This window comes from Rhizobium sp. SU303 (genome assembly GCF_021052345.1).
Classification (GTDB): domain Bacteria; phylum Pseudomonadota; class Alphaproteobacteria; order Rhizobiales; family Rhizobiaceae; genus Rhizobium; species Rhizobium laguerreae.
In genome coordinates this window covers 21,763-44,748 of the sequence record NZ_CP088098.1, presented here as the reverse complement: position 1 = coordinate 44,748, position 22,986 = coordinate 21,763, and the positions used below count along the sequence as shown (strand labels likewise).

Sequence of the window (22,986 nt, the reverse complement as noted above, 5' to 3'; positions counted from 1 at the left end):
GTCATGACAGAGACACGCCCCCGCTCGCGCAGATCGCCCTACCCGCTGTGGTTTTTCATTCCGGCCGCAATCATCTATGGCGTGCTGTTTCTGGTTCCCACGGTATCCTCTCTCTGGTTCAGCCTGACGCGCTGGGATCTTTCGACGGCCGAATTCATCGGGCTCGAGAACTTCCAGCAGTTCTTTTCAGAGCCGTTTCTGATCAAGGGGCTCATCAACACGCTGATCTATGCCGTGACGACATCCGGCCTGAAGACGGTCTGCGGGCTGTTGCTCGCCGTGCTGCTGACCAGCAATATTTTCGCCCGCGGTTTCCTGCGAACGCTGGTCTTCTTCCCCGTCCTGGTCTCGACGATCGGCATCGGCATTAGCTTTGCAGTGATGATGCATCCGACCAAGGGCATCATCAATGTCGCGCTCGAGACGATCGGGATTCCCGGGCCGGGATGGCTGACCAATCCGGCCCTCGCGCTTTTTTCCGTGGCCCTCGTCGATCTGTGGAAGGGTGTCGGCCTCGCGACCCTGATCTTCATCGCCGGTCTTGCCGCGATCAGCCCCGATTATTATGAGGCGGCGAGAATTGACGGCGCCACACGTCTCCAGCAATTTTTCCGGATCACCCTGCCGCTCGTGCGTCCCGCCACCATCACCGTGGTGACATTGTCGCTGATCGGCGGGCTTCGATCGTTCGACCTGATATGGGCAATGACCCGCGGCGGGCCTGGTTTCTCTTCCGATGTGATCGCCTCGGTCATCTACAAGCAGTACCAGGCGGGGTTCTACGGTCTGTCCACCGCCGGAAACGTGATCTTGTTTGCGCTGATTGCGGTGATCATCCTGCCACTCACCCTTTGGTTCAACCGGCGCGGGGTCGAAGAATGAGAAGCATCCGCCCTTACGTCACCGGTGCGATAGCCCTTGCGGTGGCGGCCGTCATCTTCGTGATGCCGTTCATTTTCGTCGCCCTGCAGGCGGTCAAATCGAAATCCGAAGCGTCCCGCCTGGATTTCGATTTGCCTGAGCAGTGGCTGTTCTGGGATAATCTGGTGGCCGTCTTCAAGGCGCGCGACTACCAGCTCGTGCTCGCCTATTTCAACTCCACCCTGATCACCGTCGCCTCCGTCACGATCCTGATCCTGCTGTCGGCGATGGTCGGCTATGTGATGCAGCGCCGCAAGACGTCATGGAACACGGTGGCCTCCATTGCCCTGTTCATGGGTCTGATGATGCCGCCGGCCGTCGTGCCCACCATCGGCCTCCTGCAGGAGATCGGTCTCTTCAAGACCATGACCGGGATGATCCTGATCCAGGTCGCCTATAATCTCTCCTTCTCGACCTTGCTCTACCGGTCGTTCATCTCGACCATACCGCGCGACCTCGACGAGGCGGCGCTGATCGATGGCGCCAAGCCCCGACAGATTTTCTTCAGAGTGATCCTGCCGCTGCTGAAGCCGGTGACCGTCACCAACATCGTCGTGCAGTCGATCGCGATCTTCAACGATTTTACCAACCCGCTCTACTATCTTCCCGGCAAGGAGAACGTGACCGTGCAGCTGACGCTCTATAATTTCCAGAGCATGTACACGAGCCAGTACAATCTGCTCTTCATGAACATCCTCCTCGTGACGATCCCGCCGCTGATCGTCTTCATCTTCTTCAACCGGCAGATCGTCGCGGGTATGACGGCCGGCGCAGTCAAAGGGTAGCAGAATGGCTGAGCTCACTCTCAAACAGGTTCGCAAGAGCTTTGGCGCCCTTGAAGTCATCAAGGGGATCAATCTGGAGGTTGCCTCCGGCGAGTTCGTCGTTTTCGTCGGCCCGTCGGGATGCGGAAAGTCGACGCTGCTGCGGATCATCGCCGGTCTGGAGGAAACGACGTCTGGCACGCTGACCATCGGCGGCAAGGACGTGACCTATGCCGAACCCTCCGAGCGTGGCATTGCCATGGTGTTCCAGAGCTACGCGCTCTACCCGCATATGACCGTTGCCGAGAATATCGGCTTCGGCCTTTCACTCGCCCGCCGTCCAAAGGCGGAAATCGCCGCCAAGGTCGCGGCGACGGCTGAAACGCTGCAACTGACCCAGCTGCTGGAGAGAAAGCCGAAAGCACTCTCCGGCGGCCAGCGCCAGCGTGTCGCCATCGGCCGCGCGATCATCCGCGATCCCAAGGTCTTCCTGTTCGACGAGCCGCTCTCCAATCTCGACGCTTCCCTCAGAGCCCAGATGCGCCTTGAGATCGCCGATCTGCACGCCCGCCTGAAGTCGACAATGATTTATGTCACCCACGACCAGGTCGAAGCCATGACGATGGCGGATAAGATCGTCGTGCTGAACGGCGGCGCGGTCGAGCAGATCGGCAGCCCGATGGAACTCTACCGCAATCCCGCAACACCATTCGTCGCCGGCTTCATCGGCAGCCCGAAGATGAACCTCTATGGCGGTGAGACCGCGCGGCGATTGAACTGCACGACCTATGGCATCCGCCCTGAGCATATCAGGCTTTCGGAAAGTGTCGGGCAATGGCGGGGCAGGATCCGGCATCTCGAGCGGCTTGGCGCCGACGCGATCCTCTACCTCGATGTTCCCGAACTCGGCGAGATGGTGGTGCGCGCCGAAGGCGAGACGCCGTTTGCGCCTGGAATGACGGTCTGGGCAAATCCGGTCGAAGGAGCGGAACATCGGTTCTGAAGCTAACGTCCGCGCGGCCGTCTCGCTCATGAGCGGGCGGAATTTCAGGCGAGAAGACGCGCGGATTGGCCTTGGCGGATTAGCAGTTCGACCGCCTGCTTGTCGAAAGATACGAAGCTCTCGCCGCCAAGCCATGCTCCTTCATGGGCAATCACGCCATCTGCAAAATCGCCATCCGCCTCCAACATGGCCAGTCCTGCTTCGACCGCAGGACGGTTCATCGCCACATTGCCCGCGTTGAGCAGGTCGTGGATCGTCTGTGAAACATCTTCCTTTGAGAGCCTGGCTCCTCGACGCAGTATCCAGACCAGTTCACATAAGCTCGGCAGGGAAACCGCGATCAGCGATGCTTCCTTGAGGAGCTTTGCCGCTGCCCTGCCCTGCTCGGCATCATCCTGCAGGACCGCTCGAGCAAGAATGTTGGTATCGACTGAAACTTTCATTCCTCGCCGGCCCAGCCCGAAGCCGCGATTTCGTTCATCTCTTCGATGGTCAACGGCTTTTTCATCTTGCCAGCATGCCGACCGATAAAATCGTCGATTGTCCCCGTTGGACGAGCAGCCTTTACCCGCAGCTCGCCCCCAGGCAGCTTGTCGAATTCGATCCGCTCCCCCGGTTTGACCCCAAGGTGCGTCAGCAAATCCCGTCTCAGCGTGATCTGCCCTTTCATTGTGACCGCAAGGGAAGCCATGGAAAATCTCCTATCTCCAACCAATACAAAAGTAATGGAATTTTTCCTTACATTCAAGGTTCGCGTGATACGGACTTTGCCTTCACACCTGCCTTGCTCGCGCGTGGCTCACTCCAACCGAAGAAAGAGCGCCGATAAGAGCCGCCTTCTTAGAACCGGCCGGGACGCAGGGGGGCCAGATCGATGGCCGGGCTCTGTCCCGCGACCAGCTGGGAAACAAGATAGCCGGTCAAAGCCGACAGCGTCAGACCGAGATGGCCGTGACCGAAGGCATAGGTGACGTGGGGCAAGTGCCGGGAGCTGCCGATCACCGGAAGTGAATCCGGCATGGACGGGCGAAAGCCCAGCCACTCGTCGCTGCCTTGCCCGGCCGCCGGCAGGAGCATTTTCACGCCGTCACGGATCATCGCGGTCCGCCTGGGGTTCAAGGGAGCGGCAAGGCCGCCGAGTTCGACGGTTCCGGCCGCGCGCAATCCATCTGCCATCGGCACCATGTAGAAGCCATGTTCGGGATAACAGACCGGGCGCGACAGCAGATGGCCCGCTTGCGGGAACAGGACATGATAACCGCGCTCGGTGTCGAGCAGGACGCGATCGCCTATCGATGCCGTAAGCTTGCGCGAATGGGCGCCGGCGGCGACGACCGCATGGTCCGCCAGGACTTGCTTGTCCGCGATCAGCAGGCAGATGCCGTTGTCGCGCGGCTCGATGGCCGAGACTTCGTCGCGGACGATCTCCCCTCCGCCGTTTATAACAGCCCGGGCGAGCGCGAAGGCGAGTTGCCTGGGGCTGGAAAACACATAGGCGTCACGAAACAGCACGCCCTTGTGATAGAGCGGCGCAAGATTAGGCTCCATACCCTGGATATCGGCGCGGTCCAGCTGGTCCATGGCGACGCCATGACGCTCACGCAGCGCGTTTTCGGCGTCAGCCGCCCGGAATTGCGCTTCGGTCTTATAGAGATACAGGCAGCCGTCATGCCGCTTCAGCCGTTCGGCGCCTGCCTGCGTTACAAGCGGTTGCCAGGCCGCATCGGCGTGGGAAAGCAGCACCGCCAGTGTGCCGGCGATCCGCTCGACCTCGGTTTTCGTGCTCGATGCCAGGAAGGCGCGCAGCCAAGGGACCAGTTGCGGCAGGTATCTCCAGACGATCGCCAGCGGACCGAGCGGATTGAGCAGCATTCCCGGCACACGCCAGATGACCCCTGACGTCGCGACGGGAACGACGCCGTGCGGCGCAAAAGTGCAAGCATTTCCGTAGGAGCAGGCCTGCCTGTAGGATGCATCGCCCAAGGGCGGCGCCGGATCGATGATCGTGACCCGGTGCCCCATTCTCTGCAGCCAAAGCGCCGTGCAGAGGCCGACCAACCCGGCACCGACCACAGCCACATGCCGGCGCTCGGTGTCAGGCAAGGGCTGAAGGTCGGGAAGCGGCGTGTTCATCGCCTAGACTAGCCCTGCCAGAGCGCGAGGACGATCGTTCAGCGTGGCGGCGATGATGCGTAGCGCCGTTGCAAGTTCATCCCGCGACGATGCGCAGCCGACGTTGACGCGAACGGCGTGCTCGACCGGCTGACGGTCGCAGGCAAAGGCGGTGGCGGCCATGACGGCAACGCCATGGGCGCGCAGATTGGCGGCAAAATCCTCGCACCGCCATGGCGCCGGCAGCCTCAGCCATAAAAACATGCAGCGCGGATCGGCGGAGAAGGAATGGCCGGCAAGGATCGTCGTGACGATCGCATGGCGCGCGCGCAGCTCCGCAAGCTGGGCCTTCAGGATCGCTTCGGCCGTGCCGTCTTCCAGCCAGCGGGTCGCTAGCAGCAGCGGCAGCGGAGAGGGCATCCAGGCGGTCGTGCGAACCGCCTCGGCCGATAGCAGCGCACGGCCGGGCGGGCAGCAGAGATAGCCGACACGCAGACCCGGCGCCAGCGCCTTGGAGAGCGCCGATATATGGTAGGTTCTGGTCGGCGCAAGCGTGATCAGGGCGCTTGCCCGGGTCCCGAGCATCGGCCCATAGACATCGTCCTCGATGATGACGAGATCGTGCTTTTCCGCGACGTCGACCAGTTCGCGCCGGCGAGCCTCGCTCATGGTGACGACGGTCGGATTGTGCATCGAGGGAACTGTGAAGACGGCGCGCACGCTCTCCCGGCGGCAGATATCGTCGAGCTCCGCCGCCGACATGCCCTGATCGTCACTTCCGATGCCGATGATGCGGAAGCGGAACATCTGGGCAAGCGCGATCAGCCCATAATAGGTCAGCCGATCGCAGACGATGGTATCGCCGGGCTCTATCAGGCTGCTGATCACCGCCAGCAAAGCATGCTGGGCGCCGCTGGTGACGACGATAGCGTCTTCGGACGGATCGAAGCCGTTGAGCGATATCCATTTTCTCGCGGCGTGGCGCGCCCAGGCCGGGCCTTCCGGCGGCTGGTATTCCTGCATCTGGCGAAAGCGCCGGTCGGATGACAGGTCAGGCAAAGACTGCGCCAAGCGCTGCTGGAAATCGTCAACGGCCGGCCGGTTGACCGTCAGATCGATGATACCGGCCGGGCTCGCTGCCCGGTCAACCCGCGGCATGGCGCCGTCGCCGATGACGATCGTGCCGCGCCGGGTGCTGCCCATCACAAGGTTGAGGTTTTGCAATTCGCGGTAGGCGCGCGTGACTGTGGAGACGTTGAGCGACCGCTCCCGCGCGAGGTCGCGCTGCGGCGGGAGCTGGCTGCCGGGGGGCAAGGCGCCCGAGCGGATCCTCGCCTCGAGCTCGCTTGCGAGCTCCAGATAGGCCGGTATCCGCGTTTCCCGCTCCTGATTTGTCCGGGTCACTTCCGATCTTTCAGACATACAATTCCTGTAACAGCGACATAAATTCCATAAGCCGGACACGCGCATCAATCACCGGGGCGCTGCGATTCAGCTTGCTTTCGTGCGACATAGCACGCTTTCCCCGTGTTTTCGAGACCCCGCCGCCACCACCACACAAAATTATTTGTGTGGCTTGACAAGCCGAAGAAGACCGAGACAATATAGCCAAGCATCGAGACAAAGAGGCAGGGACCCGCCGATGCAAACAGGAGGTATTCATGAGCGAGCGCTTCATTGCTTTCGAAGGCGTGCGTAAATCCTATGACGGCGTCACCTATGTCGTGCGCGGCCTGGACCTCGACGTCGCCAAAGGGGAATTTCTGACCCTTCTCGGCCCGTCCGGATCCGGCAAGACCACGACGCTGATGATGCTGGCCGGCTTCGAAGCGCCGACCGACGGGACGATCACCCTTGCCGACAACAGGATCGACAGCGTTCCGCCGCATCGCCGCAATATCGGCGTGGTCTTCCAGAATTACGCGCTCTTTCCGCATATGACTGTTGGTGAGAACGTCGCCTTCCCACTGAAAATGCGCCGGCTCGGCAAGGCTGAGATCACCGAGCGAGTGCGCCGCGCGCTCGACATGGTGCGCATGGCGAGCTTCGAAACGCGGCGACCCAACCAGCTTTCCGGCGGACAGCAGCAGCGCATCGCGCTCGCCCGGGCTCTCGTCTTCGAGCCGCAGCTCGTGCTGATGGACGAGCCGCTCGGTGCGCTCGACAAGCAGCTTCGCGAACATATGCAGCTCGAGATCAAGCACCTGCATGCCCGCCTCGGCATCAACGTCGTCTACGTCACCCACGACCAGAGCGAGGCGCTGACCATGTCGGATCGGGTCGGCGTGTTCAATGACGGCATCCTGCAACAGATCGCACCGCCGCATGCGCTCTACGAGACGCCGGCAAACCCCTTCGTCGCAACCTTCATCGGCGAGAACAATGCGATATCGGGCGAAGTCGTCGCGATCGAAAATGCCGTCTGCCGGATTCGCGCGCCCGATGGTTCGATCATCACCGGCCATGCCGGAGAGGGGTTGAAGGAAGGCGCGCGGGCAACGCTGGTTTTGAGGCCCGAGCGGATTCAGCTGGCGCCCGCAGCCGAGATTCCGAACCGGTTCACCGCGACGCTCAAGGAAATCATCTATCACGGCGACCATGTCAGGTTGCGCGTCTCGGCCTGCGGCTGCGACGACATCTTCATCAAAGTCGCCGCGGCCCAGGATATTTCGGTTCAGTCGCTAGGCTCCACTGCCGTCATCGGCTGGACGCCGGAGGATTGCCGCGCGCTCGCGCTCTCCTGACCGGGCGCTCACTCTTACGCAAACGCAGCAACAAAAAGGGGAACCACCATGATGCGTTTAAACTGCATGCTTCTCAGTTCCGTCATGACTCTTGCCATCGCAGGAGCGGCATTTGCCGAGGATACGCTGACCGTCACATCCTGGGGCGGCGCCTATACGAAGAGCCAGGAGGAGGCCTTTTTCAAGCCCTTCGCCAAGGAAACCGGCACCAAGATTCTCCAGGATGAATGGGACGGCTCGACCGCCAAGCTGAAGGGCATGGTCGAAACCGGCCAGGTAACCTGGGATGTCGTCGATGTCGAACCCAGCCATGCGCTGCAAGGCTGCGACGAAGGTTGGCTTGAAACGATCGACTATTCGAAGCTCGGCGGCAAGGATGCCTTCATCGACGGCGCCGCGATGGATTGCGCGGTCGCGACGATCGTCTTCGGCACCATCTATGCCTATGATGCCGCCAAGTTCCCGAATGGCGGGCCAACGACGATGGCCGATCTGTTCGATACGGCCAAGTTCCCCGGGCCGCGCGCCGTGCGCAAGTCGCCGAAGACCACGCTGGAATTCGCGCTGATCGCCGACGGCGTCAAACCCGCCGAGGTCTACGACGTGCTCGGGACGCCCGAGGGCGTCGACCGCGCCTTCAAAAAGCTCGACACGATCAAGAAGGATGTAAAGGTCTGGTGGACGGCCGGCGCGCAGCCGCCGCAGCTTCTCGCCGACGGCGAAGTCGTGATGACCACGGCATGGAACGGCCGCATCTACGATGCCGTCAAGAACAGCGGCAAGAACTTCAAGATCGTCTGGGACGGCCAGGGAATGGACTTCAATCTCTGGGCCGAGCCGAAAGGCTCGAAGAACAAGGAACTGGCGGACAAATTCGTCGCCTTCACCGTCAATCCCGACGTGATGGCGCAGCAGTCCAAATATATTTCCTATGGCCCGACCCTGAAAGCGGCCATCGCCAAGGTTCCGGCGGATATTCTCGTCGATCTGCCGACCGCGCCTGACAATACGAAGACGGCCTTTGTCGTCTCCTCCGAGTTCTGGGCCGACCATGACGAGGAGTTGACCGAACGCTTCAACAAGTGGCTCGCACAGTAACCTCGTCGGGCGGGCGAGTGTCCCCTGGCTTCGCCCGCCCTTTCTCTCCCTCAGGAAGGCATGAGCGATGGTGATCGCGACAATGAATGACGGCGACGAGGCAAGGATTGCCGCTCGCACGCGGGTCAAAAGGCTCGGCAGTGCGAAAAGCAAGGCGCAGCTGAGAGCGCTGCTGCTGATCGCGCCTCTGTTGATCTTCCTGCTGTTCGTCTTCGTCCTGCCCATTGCCCTGTTGTTGACGCGCGCGGTCGACAACAGGGCGGCTTCCGCCGCCCTGCCCTACACGATGTCGGCTCTATCAGCCTGGGATGAACAGTCCCCGCCCGACGAAGCGCTATTTGCCGCCTTTGCCACCGATCTGATACAATCGCCGCGCGACCAGATCGCCGAGGTGGCCAAGCGTCTCAACTATTACGAGACCGGCATGCGCTCGATGCTCTTGAAAACCGCGCGCACGATCCGCGACGCGAAGCCGCCCTACAAAGCCGCCTTCGTTGCCATCGATCCCAAGTGGGAGACCCCGCACTACTGGACGCTCATCAAGAATGCGTCGCCGCCCTTCACCGACTATTACCTGCTCGCCTCGCTCGACCTGGAGCGCGACGCGTCGGGCGCCATCGGCAGGGTCTCGGCGGAGAATGCGGTGCATGTCGATGTCCTGATCCGCACATTCGTCGTCAGCGCTTCGGTGACCGTTATCTGCCTGTTCCTCGGCTATCCCCTCGCCGCCCTGATTGCCCGGTCGAAAGGGGCGGTTGCCAATACGCTGCTGATCCTGGTGCTCCTGCCATTCTGGACCTCGCTTCTGGTGCGTACCAGCGCCTGGGTCGTCCTGCTGCAGGGACGCGGCGTGATCAACTCGGCGCTCATCTGGCTCGGCCTGATCGACCCCGCGCATCCCCTCGACCTGATCTACAATCGCATCGGCGTGCTGATCGCCATGACCCATATTCTGCTGCCCTTCATGGTGCTGCCGATCTACAGTGTCATGAAGAGCATACCTCCGGTCTATCTGCGTGCCGCCTCGTCGCTTGGCGCGCCGCCGATGTCGGCCTTCCTCCGCATATACCTGCCAATGAGCATGCCTGGTGTCAGCGCCGGCGGGTTGCTCGTCTTCATCCTGGCGCTTGGCTACTACATCACGCCGGCTCTGGTCGGCGGGCCGGGAGACCAGATGGTGAGCTATTTCATCGCCTATTACTCCAATCAGGTCACAAACTGGGGCATGGCGGCGGCTTTGAGCACGATCCTGCTGGTGGCGGTGCTGATCCTCTATGCCGTCTACAATCGCATTGTCGGCATCGACAGGCTGAGGATAGGCTGATGACGAATTTCCTTTCTTTCCCGCGGCTGTTTTCGATCCTCTTGTGGCTGGCTGGCGGCCTGGTGATCCTGTTCCTGATCGCACCGATCGTGGCGATCGTGCCGCTGTCCTTCAATGCCGAGCCGTTTTTCACCTATCCCATGCCCGGCCTGTCGCTCCGCTGGTATCGCGAATTCTTCGATTCCAACGTCTGGCAGCTGGCGCTGAAAAACAGCATCATCGTCGCCGTCTTCGCCACGCTTCTGTCGACCTTTCTCGGCACGCTTGCCGCAATCGGCCTCAGCCGGCCCTCCTGCCCGGCGCGGGCAACGCTGACCGCCATTCTGATTTCGCCGATGATCGTACCGGTCATCGTTTCGGCGGTCGGCATCTACTATGCCTTCGCCGCCGTCGGTCTGCTCAACAGCCTGACCGGGCTGGTGCTGGCGCATACGGCGATCGGCGCACCCTTCGTGGTGATCACCGTGACCGCCACGCTCGCAAGCTTCGATCACAATCTGATGCGGGCGGCATCCAGTCTCGGCGCAGCCCCGGTCGAAGCGACGTTGCGCATCATGCTGCCGGTCATCGCGCCGGGGGTGGCATCCGGCGCGCTCTTCGCCTTCGTGACGTCTTTCGACGAAGTGGTGATTGCGCTCTTCATCGCCGGTTCCGAAGAACGCACGCTGCCGCGCCAGATGTGGAGCGGCGTGCGCGAAACGCTGAGCCCGACGATCGCCGCCGTCGCCACGCTCCTCATCCTGTTTTCGACGCTGTTCCTCGCCACGATCCAATGGCTGCAGCGCCGCGCCGAACGCCAGAAGATTGCGCATAGGGACTAATTCAGGGGGGTGAGCATGCAGATCGAACGCTACGAAACCGGAAAGCGGATGAGCCAGGCCGTGACCTATGGCGGCTTCGTCTTCCTCGCAGGCCAGGTCGCAATCGACGCACCGGGCGCGTCCGTGCGCGAACAGACGACCAACATCCTGGCGCGGATCACGCGGCTTCTGGAAGGCGCAGGCAGCGATCCGACACGGATCCTCAGCGCGACGATCTGGCTTGCTGATATGTCCAGCTTCGAAGACATGAATGCCGTGTGGGACGCCTGGGTGCCTTCAGCTCATGCGCCGGCGCGCGCCACGGTCGAAGCAAGGCTCGCCGGACCGGAATTCGCCGTCGAGATCGGCATGATCGCAGCGGTCGGGAACTGACGGGTCAGCGCCTGTCGTCATGTCGCCAGCGCGGACAAAGCGCAAGCAGCGACCAGGTCAGGCAATTCCACCCAAGCATACATATTTAAGCTCGGTATATTCGTCCAATCCGTGCCGCGACCCTTCGCGACCGAGGCCCGACATTTTCACGCCGCCGAACGGAGCCTCGGCCGTGGAGACAAGACCGGTATTGACGCCGACCATCCCATATTCGAGCGCTTCGGCCACGCGAAATACCCGCGACAGATCGCGGGCGTAAAAATACGAAGCAAGCCCGAATTCGGTGTCGTTTGCCTGTTCGATGACGTCCTCTTCGTCGCGGAAACGAAAAAGCGGTGCAAGCGGCCCGAAGGTTTCCTCGCGGGCGACCTGCATGCCGGCAGCGACATCGCGCAGGATCGTCGGCTCGAAGAAATGGCCGCCGAGCGCGTGGCGTTTGCCGCCTAAGACGATCCCGGCACCCTTTGAAACGGCATCGCTGATATGGCTTTCGACCTTGGCGACGGCATTGTCGTCGATCAGCGGGCCAAGCACGACGTCACGGTCGAGACCGTTGCCGACCTTCAAGCCCGAAACTGCCGCGGCGAGCTTGGCGGCAAACGCTTCGTAGACGCCGTCCTGGACATAAAGCCGATTGGCGCAGACGCAGGTCTGGCCGTTGTTGCGGAACTTGGCGATGAGCGCGCCTTCGACGGCAGCGTCGAGATCGGCGTCGTCGAAGACGATGAAGGGTGCATTGCCGCCAAGCTCGAGGCCGAGCTTTTTGATCGTCGGCGCACATTGCCGGTAAAGCAGCTCGCCCGTCCGGGTGGAGCCGGTGAATGTCAGGACCCGAACGTCACGGCTTGCCGTCAGCGCCCCGCCAATTGCCGCTGCGTCACCCGTGACGATGTTGAGAAGGCCCGGCGGCAGGCCGGCACGCTCACCGAGAACGGCGATGGCGATGGCGGAGAATGGCGTCTGCAACGCCGGCTTGAGAACGACGGCACAGCCGGCGGCAAGCGCGGGGCCGATCTTGCGGGTGATCATCGCGTTCGGAAAATTCCAGGGCGTGATTGCCGCCACCACGCCTGCCGGCTGTCGCAGGACGAGGATCCTCTTGTCGGCCTGATGTCCTGGTACGACCTCGCCGTTGATGCGTCTCGCCTCTTCGGCGAACCATTCGATGAAGCTCGCACCATAGGTGATCTCCCCCTTGGCTTCGGCGAGCGGTTTTCCCTGTTCCAGCGTCAGGATCATCGCCAGATCGTCGCGGTTTTCGACCATCAGCCGATGCCATGCCTTGAGAACGGCGGCGCGCTCCCCGGCGGTCTTCTTCGCCCAAAGCTTCTGGGCAATCGCGGCGGCGCGGATGGCATCTTCCGTTTCCGCGGCACCGAGGTCGGGGACCACGCCCAGCGGCTCGCCTGTCGCCGGATTGCGGACCGTCGCCGCCTTGCGGCCTTCCGCTTCGATCCAGCGATCGGCGATGGGGCATGCCTGACGGAACAGCGAGGGATCATTGAGCTTCATGTGACAACTTTCAACAGAATACGTGAGCGGCACCGGGATCGAAATTCAGATGGACTATATCGCCACGGCTGAGCCCCGCGATCGCCTCGTGACCGAACGGCAGGCGAACCGCCAGTGCCTCGCCTGTCGCCGTCTCGGTCGAGACGTGAATATTGTTACCGAGGAAGGTAATGTCGCTGACCGTTGCGGCAAGACCCGCTCCCGCCGCCTGGTTTCGCGACAAGCGAATGCGCTCAGGCCTCAGCATCAGGGCTGCCCTCGTCCCGGAGGTTCCTTTTCCATGCACCGGAATATGATTGAAGACGCTCCCGCCGCCAAGCGAAATGGTGGCCTGCCCATCGGAGGATGACAGCAGGTCGCATGAAATGAAGTCGCTGTCGCCGATGAATTCGGCAACGAAGCGGGTCCGCGGATTGGCGTAGAGTTCCGGGCCTGTCCCGATCTGATCGATGACACCCTTGGAAAAGACGGCGATGCGGTCGGAGAGCCGCAGAGCCTCCTCCTGGTCGTGCGTGACATAGAGAATCGTCACCTCGGTCTGCTGATGGATCCGGCGTATCTCATGCTGGATTTCCTCGCGTAGCTTCTTGTCGAGCGCCGACAGCGGCTCGTCCATCAGAAGCACCGGAGGATCATAGGCAAGGGCTCTGGCAAGGGCGACACGCTGCTGCTGGCCGCCGGACATTTGTGCGGGCTTGCGATCCTCGAAGCCTTCGAGCCTCACGAGGCGCAGCATCTCCTTCACCTTGCTGTCGACCTCAGCCTTGGACTTGCGCCTGACCTTCAGCGGGAAGGCGATGTTTTCGCCCACCGTCAGGTGCGGAAACAGGGTGTAGCGCTGGAACACCATGCCGATGTTGCGCTTGTGCGACGGCGTGGCGAGCAGGGTCTTGCCCTCCAGCGTGATGTCGCCTTTCGTCGGAGTTTCAAAACCGGCCAGGATGTAGAGGGTCGTGCTTTTCCCGGATCCGGACGGTCCGAGAAAGGTCAGGAACTCCCCGCGCCGAACGTCGAGATTGACGTCGTGGACGGCGACGACAGGGCCGTATTCCTTGCGTATTCCGCGGATCTGAAGGAATGGTTCTTTCATTGTTTCAGTACCTTACGCACGACGGCAACCAGCGCCATCAAGAGGATCGTCAAAAGGATGAGAAGGGTCGACGCCGCGGCGACAACGGGCGTCAGGTCTTGCCGGAGCGTCGCCCATACCTTGACGGGCAGCGTCTGCAGGGTCGGGCTGGACATGAAGATCGCCACCACCACCTCGTCCCAGGATGTCAGGAACGAGAAGACGGCAGCCGAAAACAGCCCATGGCTGATCGCAGGCAGGGTGACCCTGATCTTTGCTTCCAGAGGCGAGGCGCCGCACAGAACCGCCGCATCCTCGATCGATTTGTCGAAGCCTTCCAGCGCGCTTGATATGGACAGGATCGAGAAGGGCAGCGCGAGAACGAGGTGCGAAATGACGAAACCCGCCAACGTGCCGCCCAGGCCGATTCTCAGGAAAAAGGCATAAAGGGCAACCGCAAGAACCACGACGGGAAGGATCATCGGCGTCAGGAACAGCGCTTTCAGCGCATCGCGGAACAGGAACGAACCGCGCACCAGCCCGAAAGACGTCACAAGCCCGAGCAGCACCGACAGGATCGTCACGATGACCGCGATCTTGAAGCTCGTCCAGGCCGATTCCAGCCAGCGCGGATCGGCAAAGAGCTCGCTGTACCACTGAAACGTCCAGCCGGGCGGTGGAAAGATCAGCCATTGCGAGGAGCCGAAGGAGAGCGCGGCGATAAAGACGATCGGCAGCAGCAGAAAGGCGGCGGTCAGAAGCGTGATCGTCAGCAGGATGTATTTCCACCAGCCGAGACGGTCGAAATTGAGCAACATGTCAACGCCCTCCCGGGTTCTGGTTGCCGACGAAACGCAGCTGCACGGCATAAAGCGACAGGGTCACCACGAGGAGAACCAGCGCCGCGGCACCTCCCATTCCCCAGTTGACCAGCGACTGCACGAATTGCGCAATCAGCTCCGCGAGCATCATGTTTGCGGTGCCGCCGAGAAGCGATGGCGTGACGAAATAACCAAGCGACATGACGAAGACCATGAGGGCACCGGCCGCCATACCCGGCATGGCCAAGGGCAGCAGGACACGGGTCAGGCACTGCCACCGGTTGGCGCCGCAAAGTGCTGCCGCCTGCAGGGTCGACGGGTCGATCTTCTTGATCACGCCGTAGAGAGGCAGGATGATGAAGGGCAGCATGATATAGGTCATGCCGATCGTGACCCCGGTCAGGTTGTTGACTAGCGCCAAAGGTTTGTCGATCAGCCCCATTCCAATCAGCATCTTGTTGATGAGCCCCGTCCGCTGCAGCAGCACCATCCAGGCATAGGTGCGGGCAAGCAGGTTGGTCCACATCGACAGGAGCAGGATTGCAAAGATCACCGAGGTCAGGCGTCCGGGCATGATTGCCAGTGCCCAGGCAACGGGAAATCCGATCAGCAGCGAGATCGCCGTAACCAGACCCGAGACGATGAAGGTGTTGGCGAAAATCTTGAGATAGGTCGCGGACCCGATCAGCTGCGCATAGTTTCCAAAGCCCGGCACCGGTTCCAGCACGCTTCGCAACAAGAGCACCGCCACCGGCGCGATGAAGAAGATCGCCACGAAGGCGAGAGCCGGAAGGACCCCGCCGAAACCTGTTGCTTTGCGTACCTTTGGCAGGGGCACAATTGCAGCGGAGGCATCGCTATATGTCGACATGACAGTCCTTCCCACCCGTCAATTTCCGCAGGCGCCGAGGTCCGACAAACGGGCACTGGCGCTGCGGGAGGCACGGCGAACATTCGCCGTGCCCATTCATCTCAAGTTTCAGGTTATTTCGCCTGCCAGGCGTACCACTTCTCGCCGATGGCATCGCGATTGTCCGCCCAGTAATTCATGTCGGCATTCACCTGGTTGGCCGTCTGCTGGTCCGGCAGGGTCTTGGCCGTCTCCGGATCCATCAGCTTGGCTGAGTCAACGTTGATTGGCGCATATCCGGTGGCTTTTGCAAGGGCGGCCTGCGGTTCGGCCGAGGTCGCCATTGCAATGAACTTCATCGCGGCTTCCACGTTCGGCGAGCCCTTCGGCACGACGAGCGAATCCGCAGCGGTGATGTTCTGTTCCCATGAGGTCTCGGTCTTGATGCCGCTCGCCGCAAGCGCGGTCATGCGGCCATTCCAGACACTGCCGAAGGGAGCCTCGGCGGATGCCAGAAGCTGCTGCGACTGTGCGCCGCCCGACCACCAGACGATATCCGATTTGATCGTATCGAGCTTCTTGAAGGCGCGGTCGAGATCAAGCGGATAGAGCTTGTCGGCAGCCACGCCGTCGGCAAGCAGCGCCGCTTCGATCACGCCGGGAGCCGACCACTTGTAGAATGTGCGTTTTCCTGGAAACTTTGCCGTGTCGAACAGGTCAGCCCATGTCTTCGGGCAGGCGCTGACGGCATCGGCATTGCAGCCGATCACGAAGGAATAGTAGAAGCTGCCGACCGAATAGTCGGTCACGAAGCGCGGATCGAGCTTGGATTTATCGATGACGGAGAAATCGAGTTTCTCAAGCTGGCCATTCTTGCCGGCCTGGGCGGCATAGTCGCCTTCGACGTCGACAACGTCCCAGGTGACCTGGCCAGCCTCGACCATCGCCTTGAGCTTGCCGTAGTCCGTCGGTCCGTCCTGTACGACGGTGATACCGGTCTTCTCCGTGAACGGGCTGGCCCATGCAGCCTTCTGCGCGTCCTGGGTCGTTCCTCCCCAGCTCGAGAAGACCATGTTGTCGGCGTGCGCCGGTACGGACACAGCCACGAATGCGGCAACCGCCGCGAAAGCAAATGTTGTTTTCATGTTCCCTTATCCTTGTTCTGGTTTGTCCTGTATGCCTTATGCCGTCAGTGCGCCTCGCTCCTGGGAGAAAAGTTAGCTGGCTTCATAATCTTGTTTTCCGCCACCTCGATCAGATCGCGGATCTTGGGCAGAAAGGCCTGCCACCGGGGATCGGCCAAAAGCCTCTGGCGCCTCGCCTCCCGGTCGTCCAGGCTCACAAAGGCCCAGATGTGAACGACCTCGTTGATCGTCCCTATCTCCGAAAAGAAGTAACCGATGAGCGTACCGAGATGGCTCTTCTGGATCTCGATCCCCTCTTCCTCGACGACCTTGAGATATTGCGGGATCGTGCCGTTCTTCAGCCGATAGGTGCGGATTTCGTAAAACATCGGCGCGCTACCTCATCACAAAAGGATCGGGGATCGGATCGTCCGATGTCCTGAGCCAGATCGTCTTGGTACGGGTGTAGTCGAGCGCCGCGGCCATGCCGCCTTCCCTGCCATGGCCCGACAGGCCGAAACCGCCGAACGGCGCGATCGGTGATACCACGCGGTAGGTGTTGACCCAGACGATCCCGGCACGCAGCCCCTTCATCAGCCGGTGTGCTCGGGCCAGGTTCTGGGTGAAGACGCCGGAAGCCAGGCCATAACGGGTATCATTGGCAAGCCGCAGCGCCTCGGCCTCCGTCTCGAATGAAACGACGGACAAGACCGGCCCGAAGAATTCCTCGATCAGCGACGGCGAGGCGACACCGTCGCAGTCGAGAATCGTCGGCGGGAAATAATAGCCGTCGCCGTCGATCTTGCGCCCTCCCGTGACGAGGCGGGCGCCGCTTTCGATCGACTTGGCGACGAGGGCGCCGATATTGTCCTGCTGGCGCTTGGTGGCAAGCGGGCCGACTTCGGTCGCCATATCGAGCGGCGCACCGATCCGGATCGCCTCCGCCTTAACCCGTAGCAGGTCGACGAATTTATCCTTGACGCTGCGCTCGACGATGAGGCGCGATCCGGCAACGCAGCTCTGCCCTGTCGCGGCGAAGATGCCTGCGACCTGGGCATTGGCCGCACTTTCTAGATCTGCGTCGGCAAAGACGATGAATGGCGACTTGCCGCCAAGTTCAAGCGAGGTGGAGGCGAGGTTTTCGGCCGAGTTGCGAACGACGTGCCGGGCGGTTTCAGGGCCGCCGGTAAAGGCGACGTGGGCGACCTTCGGGTGCCGGCCGAGGGCGGCGCCGCAGGAGGCGCCGAAACCGGTGATGATGTTGACGACGCCGGCAGGAAAACCTGCCTCGTGCACGAGCCGTGCAAATTCGAGAAGCGGCGCCGGCCCGTCTTCCGAGGCCTTGACCACCATCGTGCAGCCGGCCGCGAGCGCCGGGCCGATCTTCACTGCCGACAGGAAGAGCTGGCTGTTCCATGGCACGACCATCGCAACGACGCCGATCGGCTCGCGGCGAAGCCAGACATCCATGTCGGGCTTGTCGATCGGCAGGTAGGCGCCTTCAATCTTGTCGGCGATGCCGGCATAGTAGCGATAGTATTCGGCGACATAAGCGATCTGCGCCGATGTTTCGCGGATGATCTTGCCGGTGTCGCGCGTCTCCAGTTCAGCGAGGACCTGCGCGTTGGCGGCAACCAGATCGGCCAGCTTGTAAAGCAGCTTGCCGCGTTGGGTGGCCGTCAGTTTCGGCCATGGGCCGTCGTAAAGCGCCCTGTCGGCCGCGTTGACAGCCCGATCGACATCGCCCTCGCGCGCTTCGGGCATCTCAGCCCAGATCGCGCCGGAGGCGGGATCGATGCTCGGATAGCTGGCCTCGCCATCTGAAAATTCGCCGTCGATATAGTGCTGGAAACGCCGCATGGTCTTACTCCTGAAATGCTGGCATGACCTCGGTGATGAAGCGCTCGAGCGACGCCTTCTTGCGCTCGAAGCTCATGCCGGTGTCGATCCAGAAGGAATATTCGTCATAACCGAGCGCTTCATACGCCTTGAGCCGGGCGATGACGGTCTCAGCGTCGCCAACGACATTGTTGGTGCGCATGACCTGGTCCGACAGCATCGCGTTCGCTCTGATCTGTTCGTCCGGGATCCGTTCGATCAGACCCTGGGTAACCGGCTTCTCATTCTTGAACCAGGCGAAGAAATAATTGTAGTAGGTGCTCAGTTCATGGGCGGCCTGGGCGACATCGTCCTCCGACGAGCCGACATAGGTATGGCGCAGCAACATGATCTTGGGCCGCTCGATCTCGGGATTCTTGGCGCAGGCGTCGTTGAAGCGCTCCATCAACGACTGAACCTCGTCGTCGCCCTGCCAGAGCGGCGTGACCTGAACGTTGCAGCCGTTGGCCACGGCAAATTCGTGCGAGTTCGGATCGCGCGCCGCCACCCATATGGGCGGGTTCGGCTGCTGCAGCGGTTTCGGCGCCGACGTGGTCGACGGAAACTTGAAGAATTCCCCGTCATGGGCGTAATCGCCGGCCCATATGCCTTTGACCGCCGGGATGAGCTCGCGCATGCGCTGGCCGGCACCCCAGGCATCGAGACCGGGCAGCAGACGTTCATATTCGAAGGAATAGGCCCCGCGCGCGATACCGATATCCAGCCTTCCGTCGCAGATGATATCGGCCATGGCGGCCTCGCCGGCGAGTTTGATCGGATGCCAGAAGGGGGCGATCACCGTTCCCGTCCCAAGCCGTGCCCGCGATGTGCGGCGCGCCAGATCGGCAATGGTCACGAACGGGTTGGGCGCGATGGTGAAATCCATGCCATGATGCTCGCCCGTCCAGATCGCGTGCATGCCGCCCTTGTCGGCGATCTCGCAGAGCGCGACGAATTCCTCGTAGAGGCTCTTATGGCTTTGGCTGGTGTCGAGCCGTTCCATATGGACGAAGAGGGAAAACTTCATGCTTTTGCGTCCTTGGCTGGAATTGGGTGAACAGTGCCGCCGGTCTCGTCGCCGAAATAGACGCCGAAATTGCCGATCGAGCTTTCCATCGCAAAACGGCTGACGATATCGGCTGTCGAGCTGGTCTTGAACTTTGCCGCAACCAGTGCGTCAGGCTTCAGGAACCTGCCGACGGCAGGCTCGCCATCTCCGGCAACGGCGTGATAGACGATGTGCTGCTTGCCGTCGCTCTTGCCCTCATAAACCGAATAGAGAAAGCCGATGCTGACCTTCAGCCCGGTCGATGTCTCCAGGTATTTTTGCAGTGCCTCGGTCGGGCTGCCGTCATGGGCGTCGACACTTGGCAGGGAAAGCACATCCTCGCCGAGCAGTAGAACCTCCCCGCGGCGCTCGACAACGGCCGCAAGTTCCATATTGCCTTCGCTTGCCGCGGACACCGCCTTGCTTGCCAGCGTCGGCGTGAAGTAACCGCCACGCGCATAGCCGAGACCGTTACGGCCGCTATTGTCGAAAGCTTCGATGCGCCCCATCAAGATGACGTGGTCGCCAGCCTCGATGACCTCTTCCATGGCACATTCGAACCAGGCCGCCACGCTTGAGAATATCGGGCAGCCTGCCGATCCCTTCGCCCACTCGACCGCCGCAAATCTATCCTCGACCGGTCGCGCAAAGGTGTTCGACACGTCTTTCTGCGTTTCCGAAAGCACGTTGATCGCAAAATGCTGCGCTCCGGTCATGATGGCGAAATTGCGCGACGTCTTGGCAAGGCAGACGAGGAGCAAAGGCGGATTGAGCGAGACCGAGGTGAAGGAGTTCGCTGTGAAGCCGATCGGATGTCCTTCCCCGTCGCAGGCGGTGACGACAGTCACCCCGGTCGGAAAAGCCCCGAATGCATCTCGCAGTGCTCTTGGGTCGACAGTCTGGATTGTCATCGTTCATCCTCCCCGAACGATAGCCACTCAGCGAGCAGCGAATTGACGATATCAGGTGCGGTCAGGTTCACCATATGTCGATGACCTTCGACGATGCGAGCGTAGCCCCGCGGCGCAAGCTCTGCCATTTGCGTTGCCATCAAGGGCGTCGAGTTCGGATCATCGGACCCCGTCAGAAACAGGGCCGGACCGGCTACGTCTTTCCAGCCGTCAGCATAGGTCTCGTCTCCTCCCGCAAAGGCGGCGTAGGCGACGGCATATCCCTGGGGATCGACGAGGTTCAGCCATTTCCGCGTCAATTCACGTGCAGTCACGCTGTCCGCATCCTCGCCGAACCAGCGGGCCAGCGGACCTTCTTTGTCGACGCCCGATACCGGAATGGCCGCGGCGCGCGCAAGGACGGCGGCCTTTGCCTCGGGGTCACGCCTGTAGACGCCATTGAGGTAAGCCACACGGCTGATACGCGCGCCAAAGGTCGCGGCCACCCCTCCTGAAACCAGTGCGCCCATCGAGTGCCCGGCAACATTTGCCGTGTCGATTGCCATCTCGTCGAGAAAGCGTCCGAACCAGGCGACGAACTCCTCGAGCCGACTGCCCGCCGGCAGCTTTGCGCTCTCGCCATGTCCCGGCATATCGACAGCGATGACGCGATGGCCTGCAGACAGGAATGCGATCTGGGGAGCCCAGGCCTCGAGCCGCATGCCGACGCCATGAATGAGAACCAGCGGCTCACCGCTGCCGGCCTCGTGATAGGCCGTTCCGCTTGCCGTCGTCTTTCGGGGCAAGGCACCGGCGGCCTTGGTTGCTGCAGCGGTGCTTGTGGTCGATCCGGCTGTCAGCATCTCAGAGCCGCTCCCTCAAACGCCCGCAGGATTGGCAACTTCCTGCCCCAGATCTTTCAGATCCTGGTAGCGGTCGCCGATGCGGTGATGCGGGCGCCCGCCTATCGAAGCACCGAGAGCCACGACGATCTCGTCGGCAGCAGGCGCGTCGGGGATCGACGTTTGGATGGTCAGGTAGTGCGAACGGCGGCCTTCATCGTTCTTGTCCATCAGCGGGATCATGATCGGCGCATTGGCCGGACCGCGTGTGTTGCAGAAGGCGAGATAGGACTTGGCGCCGACGGCCTGACGATAAAAATTGCCGAAGCGCAGCGTATGGATGAGCGCGGACCCGTGTTCGATTTCCCCGTCCAGGCCGACGACAGCGGACTTTCCATATCCTTCGACAGCCTCGCCGGACCCGACCGCATCAATGATCATCTTGGTCAGCAACTCGCCGAGCACCGGAGCGCCTGCGTGAATTTCGGGCTTGAGGTCGTCGACAAAGCCGCGACCCGCCCAGGGGTTCTTCACGACCGCGAAGGCGGTAAACAGCTTCAGCGGCACCGCCGCAGCCTTGCCGCCTTCGATCAGCGTCGTTTCGATCTGCAGTCCCGTCTTGCGAATTTGAATGGCCATCGAACACCTCATTTCTCAATATCGTATTATGGTATACCATAATATATGGGTGTCAAGTTGGTCAGGCGGAGGCGGAGATTTTCAGTTTGGCGCGCGCGCACTCTCGACCCACCAGGCGCTTTCTACCCTTCAGCGCGTTGTCAGCTGACAAACGACATGACGCCCCGCGGAGACAGGCCGAGCCCAGAAGTCACGGTCGTCCCAGTTCATGATGCCGCCCTATATTATTTAATATGGCATACCATCACATCGGACAAAGTTAACTGTCAAGCGCGGAGTATGGATTCCCGCTGAATTGCGCGGAACATCATCGCGAATGGAGTGATATCGACAGCCGAAGTGAGCGCATTGCCAGGGCGGCGGGGAAGCGGCAGGGGCCTTGCTCGTGCCTATTCGGTAGGCTTCTTGGCGGACAGCACCGCTTCGGCAATCGCGCTCGCGGCGGCGACGTGATCCATCGCCGCCCGGTAGGCCCCCTCGCCGTCACCGCGGCGGATAGCGTCCACGATCTTCAACATCTGCAGCGGCCCTTCGATGCCGCGTCTCTCCGTCTTGATCGTCATCGAGCGCAGGTGGTTTATCCGCACAGTGAGAAGATTGACGACACCCCAGGCAACGTTCCTCTCAACCATCGTGAACAGCGTATGATAGAAGGAAGAGGTGTTCGTCAGCACAGCCGCCATATCGTTGTCGCGGTAACTGTTGCGGATCCCGGCCAGAGATTCCTCCAGCGCAGCGACGATCTCGGGGCTGCGGCGCTCCGCGCACAGCCGCGCCGCCATGCCTTCCAGCGCGCCACGGATCTCATAGATCTGTTTGGCTTCGTCGATGTCGAGCTGCGCGACGATCGGCCCCTTGTTCGGCAGATTGGCGACAAGCCCTTCCGATTCAAGATGTCTCAGAACCTCGCGCACAACTGTTCGGCTGACGCCAAGCTGGGCGCAGAGGTCACGCTCGACAAGGCGATCTCCGGGACGGAAATATCCGTTGACGATGGCTTCGCGGACCTTGTCGAGCGCCAATTCCCGCAAGGTCTTTGCAGGACGCTCAACTCTAATTGCGTCCTTCAGAGCACCGCTCATTCTGTACCTCAGTGTTGGACTTTGCACGCTCAACTTCCGCCGCGGCAGCCGAATGCAAGAATCGTATTATGG

24 protein-coding genes are annotated in these 22,986 nt (G+C 61.5%); 8 read left to right on the top strand and 16 right to left on the bottom strand.

Annotated features, from left to right (window positions below; translation table 11 throughout):
- The first annotated feature begins 3 nt into the window (after nt 1–3).
- Genes RlegSU303_RS31660 through RlegSU303_RS31650 form a run of 3 tightly spaced genes read left to right on the top strand, consistent with a single transcriptional unit; the run spans nt 4 to nt 2,688 of the window.
- The gene (locus tag RlegSU303_RS31660; RefSeq protein WP_017958333.1) at nt 4–882 is read left to right on the top strand and encodes a carbohydrate ABC transporter permease; all 879 of its coding nucleotides are present in this window, start codon (nt 4–6) and stop codon (nt 880–882) included.
- On the top strand, nt 879–1,706 hold the full coding sequence (locus RlegSU303_RS31655; protein ID WP_017958332.1) for a carbohydrate ABC transporter permease: 828 nt from the start codon (nt 879–881) through the stop codon (nt 1,704–1,706). The genes RlegSU303_RS31660 and RlegSU303_RS31655 overlap by 4 nt, the downstream gene beginning before the upstream one ends.
- A 4-nt stretch (nt 1,707–1,710) precedes the next feature.
- Nucleotides 1,711–2,688: an ABC transporter ATP-binding protein gene (locus RlegSU303_RS31650; protein WP_222330654.1), complete on the top strand. Its 978-nt coding sequence runs from the start codon at nt 1,711–1,713 to the stop codon at nt 2,686–2,688.
- A 44-nt stretch (nt 2,689–2,732) separates the two neighbouring features.
- Here RlegSU303_RS31650 and RlegSU303_RS31645 read toward each other — a convergent pair whose 3' ends face one another.
- From RlegSU303_RS31645 to RlegSU303_RS31630, 4 genes are all read right to left on the bottom strand, one after another.
- Nucleotides 2,733–3,131, bottom strand: a complete 399-nt coding sequence (locus tag RlegSU303_RS31645; RefSeq protein ID WP_017958330.1) for a type II toxin-antitoxin system VapC family toxin — start codon at nt 3,129–3,131, stop codon at nt 2,733–2,735.
- On the bottom strand, nt 3,128–3,379 hold the full coding sequence (locus tag RlegSU303_RS31640) for an AbrB/MazE/SpoVT family DNA-binding domain-containing protein (protein WP_003538685.1): 252 nt from the start codon (nt 3,377–3,379) through the stop codon (nt 3,128–3,130). Before RlegSU303_RS31640 ends, RlegSU303_RS31645 begins: the two co-directional genes overlap by 4 nt.
- Nucleotides 3,380–3,528: 149 nt before the next feature.
- A complete protein-coding gene (locus RlegSU303_RS31635) occupies nt 3,529–4,821 on the bottom strand; it encodes an NAD(P)/FAD-dependent oxidoreductase (protein ID WP_231284115.1) in 1,293 nt (430 codons plus the stop codon).
- Between the two features lie 3 nt (nt 4,822–4,824).
- Nucleotides 4,825–6,222: an aminotransferase-like domain-containing protein gene (locus RlegSU303_RS31630; protein ID WP_026158420.1), complete on the bottom strand. Its 1,398-nt coding sequence runs from the start codon at nt 6,220–6,222 to the stop codon at nt 4,825–4,827.
- A 239-nt stretch (nt 6,223–6,461) separates the two neighbouring features.
- Here RlegSU303_RS31630 and RlegSU303_RS31625 point away from each other — a divergent pair, with 239 nt between their 5' ends.
- The 5 genes from RlegSU303_RS31625 to RlegSU303_RS31605 all read left to right on the top strand — a co-directional run bounded on the left by RlegSU303_RS31625 (nt 6,462) and on the right by RlegSU303_RS31605 (nt 11,159).
- A complete protein-coding gene (locus RlegSU303_RS31625) occupies nt 6,462–7,544 on the top strand; it encodes an ABC transporter ATP-binding protein (RefSeq protein WP_231284114.1) in 1,083 nt (360 codons plus the stop codon).
- A 48-nt stretch (nt 7,545–7,592) separates the two neighbouring features.
- Nucleotides 7,593–8,642, top strand: coding sequence for an ABC transporter substrate-binding protein (locus tag RlegSU303_RS31620; RefSeq protein WP_026158419.1), 1,050 nt, complete (start codon nt 7,593–7,595; stop codon nt 8,640–8,642).
- 67 nt (nt 8,643–8,709) lie between these two features.
- Nucleotides 8,710–9,966: an ABC transporter permease gene (locus RlegSU303_RS31615; RefSeq protein ID WP_017958324.1), complete on the top strand. Its 1,257-nt coding sequence runs from the start codon at nt 8,710–8,712 to the stop codon at nt 9,964–9,966.
- Nucleotides 9,966–10,787 carry an ABC transporter permease gene (locus tag RlegSU303_RS31610; protein ID WP_017958323.1) on the top strand — a complete coding sequence of 274 codons (822 nt, stop codon included), beginning with the start codon at nt 9,966–9,968 and terminating at the stop codon, nt 10,785–10,787. The genes RlegSU303_RS31615 and RlegSU303_RS31610 overlap by 1 nt, the downstream gene beginning before the upstream one ends.
- Nucleotides 10,788–10,802: 15 nt before the next feature.
- Nucleotides 10,803–11,159, top strand: coding sequence for a RidA family protein (locus RlegSU303_RS31605; protein ID WP_017958322.1), 357 nt, complete (start codon nt 10,803–10,805; stop codon nt 11,157–11,159).
- A gap of 57 nt (nt 11,160–11,216) precedes the next feature.
- Here RlegSU303_RS31605 and RlegSU303_RS31600 read toward each other — a convergent pair whose 3' ends face one another.
- The 12 genes from RlegSU303_RS31600 to RlegSU303_RS31545 form a co-directional block, all read right to left on the bottom strand.
- Nucleotides 11,217–12,671: an NAD-dependent succinate-semialdehyde dehydrogenase gene (locus RlegSU303_RS31600; RefSeq protein WP_017958321.1), complete on the bottom strand. Its 1,455-nt coding sequence runs from the start codon at nt 12,669–12,671 to the stop codon at nt 11,217–11,219.
- A 10-nt stretch (nt 12,672–12,681) separates the two neighbouring features.
- Nucleotides 12,682–13,761, bottom strand: coding sequence for an ABC transporter ATP-binding protein (locus RlegSU303_RS31595; RefSeq protein ID WP_011654284.1), 1,080 nt, complete (start codon nt 13,759–13,761; stop codon nt 12,682–12,684).
- Nucleotides 13,758–14,558, bottom strand: coding sequence for an ABC transporter permease (locus RlegSU303_RS31590; protein WP_017958320.1), 801 nt, complete (start codon nt 14,556–14,558; stop codon nt 13,758–13,760). The genes RlegSU303_RS31595 and RlegSU303_RS31590 overlap by 4 nt, the downstream gene beginning before the upstream one ends.
- 1 nt (nt 14,559) lies before the next feature.
- The gene (locus tag RlegSU303_RS31585) at nt 14,560–15,432 is read right to left on the bottom strand and encodes an ABC transporter permease (RefSeq protein ID WP_017958319.1); all 873 of its coding nucleotides are present in this window, start codon (nt 15,430–15,432) and stop codon (nt 14,560–14,562) included.
- Between the two features lie 113 nt (nt 15,433–15,545).
- The gene (locus tag RlegSU303_RS31580; protein WP_017958318.1) at nt 15,546–16,556 is read right to left on the bottom strand and encodes an ABC transporter substrate-binding protein; all 1,011 of its coding nucleotides are present in this window, start codon (nt 16,554–16,556) and stop codon (nt 15,546–15,548) included.
- Nucleotides 16,557–16,600: 44 nt separating this feature from the next.
- Nucleotides 16,601–16,924 (bottom strand): NIPSNAP family protein, encoded by a 324-nt coding sequence (locus RlegSU303_RS31575; RefSeq protein WP_017958317.1) that lies wholly within the window; start codon nt 16,922–16,924, stop codon nt 16,601–16,603.
- 7 nt (nt 16,925–16,931) lie between these two features.
- Complete coding sequence (locus tag RlegSU303_RS31570) at nt 16,932–18,395, bottom strand: aldehyde dehydrogenase (protein ID WP_231284113.1); 1,464 nt, start codon at nt 18,393–18,395, stop codon at nt 16,932–16,934.
- Nucleotides 18,396–18,399: 4 nt separating this feature from the next.
- Nucleotides 18,400–19,440, bottom strand: a complete 1,041-nt coding sequence (locus RlegSU303_RS31565) for an LLM class flavin-dependent oxidoreductase (RefSeq protein ID WP_231284112.1) — start codon at nt 19,438–19,440, stop codon at nt 18,400–18,402.
- Entirely contained in the window at nt 19,437–20,372 is a 936-nt protein-coding gene (locus RlegSU303_RS31560; RefSeq protein ID WP_131629617.1) for a flavin reductase family protein, read from the bottom strand. Before RlegSU303_RS31560 ends, RlegSU303_RS31565 begins: the two co-directional genes overlap by 4 nt.
- Nucleotides 20,369–21,214 carry an alpha/beta fold hydrolase gene (locus RlegSU303_RS31555; RefSeq protein ID WP_231284110.1) on the bottom strand — a complete coding sequence of 282 codons (846 nt, stop codon included), beginning with the start codon at nt 21,212–21,214 and terminating at the stop codon, nt 20,369–20,371. The genes RlegSU303_RS31560 and RlegSU303_RS31555 overlap by 4 nt, the downstream gene beginning before the upstream one ends.
- Nucleotides 21,215–21,229: 15 nt before the next feature.
- Nucleotides 21,230–21,832, bottom strand: a complete 603-nt coding sequence (locus RlegSU303_RS31550) for an amino acid synthesis family protein (RefSeq protein ID WP_231284108.1) — start codon at nt 21,830–21,832, stop codon at nt 21,230–21,232.
- A 389-nt stretch (nt 21,833–22,221) separates the two neighbouring features.
- Nucleotides 22,222–22,914: a GntR family transcriptional regulator gene (locus RlegSU303_RS31545; protein WP_231284106.1), complete on the bottom strand. Its 693-nt coding sequence runs from the start codon at nt 22,912–22,914 to the stop codon at nt 22,222–22,224.
- Nucleotides 22,915–22,986 lie beyond the last annotated feature (72 nt).

Bases quoted from the DNA above. Each gene is read 5' to 3' on its own strand.
- RlegSU303_RS31570 (WP_231284113.1), bottom strand. From the start codon at position 18,395: ATGCGGCGTTTCCAGCACTATATCGACGGCGAATTTTCAGATGGCGAG.
- RlegSU303_RS31605 (WP_017958322.1), top strand. From the start codon at position 10,803: ATGCAGATCGAACGCTACGAAACCGGAAAGCGGATGAGCCAGGCCGTG.
- RlegSU303_RS31550 (WP_231284108.1), bottom strand. From the start codon at position 21,832: ATGGCCATTCAAATTCGCAAGACGGGACTGCAGATCGAAACGACGCTG.
- RlegSU303_RS31565 (WP_231284112.1), bottom strand. From the start codon at position 19,440: ATGAAGTTTTCCCTCTTCGTCCATATGGAACGGCTCGACACCAGCCAA.
- RlegSU303_RS31585 (WP_017958319.1), bottom strand. From the start codon at position 15,432: ATGTCGACATATAGCGATGCCTCCGCTGCAATTGTGCCCCTGCCAAAG.
- RlegSU303_RS31560 (WP_131629617.1), bottom strand. From the start codon at position 20,372: ATGACAATCCAGACTGTCGACCCAAGAGCACTGCGAGATGCATTCGGG.
- RlegSU303_RS31600 (WP_017958321.1), bottom strand. From the start codon at position 12,671: ATGAAGCTCAATGATCCCTCGCTGTTCCGTCAGGCATGCCCCATCGCC.
- RlegSU303_RS31555 (WP_231284110.1), bottom strand. From the start codon at position 21,214: ATGCTGACAGCCGGATCGACCACAAGCACCGCTGCAGCAACCAAGGCC.
- RlegSU303_RS31620 (WP_026158419.1), top strand. From the start codon at position 7,593: ATGATGCGTTTAAACTGCATGCTTCTCAGTTCCGTCATGACTCTTGCC.
- RlegSU303_RS31645 (WP_017958330.1), bottom strand. From the start codon at position 3,131: ATGAAAGTTTCAGTCGATACCAACATTCTTGCTCGAGCGGTCCTGCAG.
- RlegSU303_RS31590 (WP_017958320.1), bottom strand. From the start codon at position 14,558: ATGTTGCTCAATTTCGACCGTCTCGGCTGGTGGAAATACATCCTGCTG.
- RlegSU303_RS31630 (WP_026158420.1), bottom strand. From the start codon at position 6,222: ATGTCTGAAAGATCGGAAGTGACCCGGACAAATCAGGAGCGGGAAACG.
- RlegSU303_RS31575 (WP_017958317.1), bottom strand. From the start codon at position 16,924: ATGTTTTACGAAATCCGCACCTATCGGCTGAAGAACGGCACGATCCCG.
- RlegSU303_RS31615 (WP_017958324.1), top strand. From the start codon at position 8,710: ATGGTGATCGCGACAATGAATGACGGCGACGAGGCAAGGATTGCCGCT.
- RlegSU303_RS31545 (WP_231284106.1), bottom strand. From the start codon at position 22,914: ATGAGCGGTGCTCTGAAGGACGCAATTAGAGTTGAGCGTCCTGCAAAG.
- RlegSU303_RS31595 (WP_011654284.1), bottom strand. From the start codon at position 13,761: ATGAAAGAACCATTCCTTCAGATCCGCGGAATACGCAAGGAATACGGC.
- RlegSU303_RS31635 (WP_231284115.1), bottom strand. From the start codon at position 4,821: ATGAACACGCCGCTTCCCGACCTTCAGCCCTTGCCTGACACCGAGCGC.
- RlegSU303_RS31655 (WP_017958332.1), top strand. From the start codon at position 879: ATGAGAAGCATCCGCCCTTACGTCACCGGTGCGATAGCCCTTGCGGTG.
- RlegSU303_RS31610 (WP_017958323.1), top strand. From the start codon at position 9,966: ATGACGAATTTCCTTTCTTTCCCGCGGCTGTTTTCGATCCTCTTGTGG.
- RlegSU303_RS31625 (WP_231284114.1), top strand. From the start codon at position 6,462: ATGAGCGAGCGCTTCATTGCTTTCGAAGGCGTGCGTAAATCCTATGAC.
- RlegSU303_RS31640 (WP_003538685.1), bottom strand. From the start codon at position 3,379: ATGGCTTCCCTTGCGGTCACAATGAAAGGGCAGATCACGCTGAGACGG.
- RlegSU303_RS31580 (WP_017958318.1), bottom strand. From the start codon at position 16,556: ATGAAAACAACATTTGCTTTCGCGGCGGTTGCCGCATTCGTGGCTGTG.
- RlegSU303_RS31660 (WP_017958333.1), top strand. From the start codon at position 4: ATGACAGAGACACGCCCCCGCTCGCGCAGATCGCCCTACCCGCTGTGG.
- RlegSU303_RS31650 (WP_222330654.1), top strand. From the start codon at position 1,711: ATGGCTGAGCTCACTCTCAAACAGGTTCGCAAGAGCTTTGGCGCCCTT.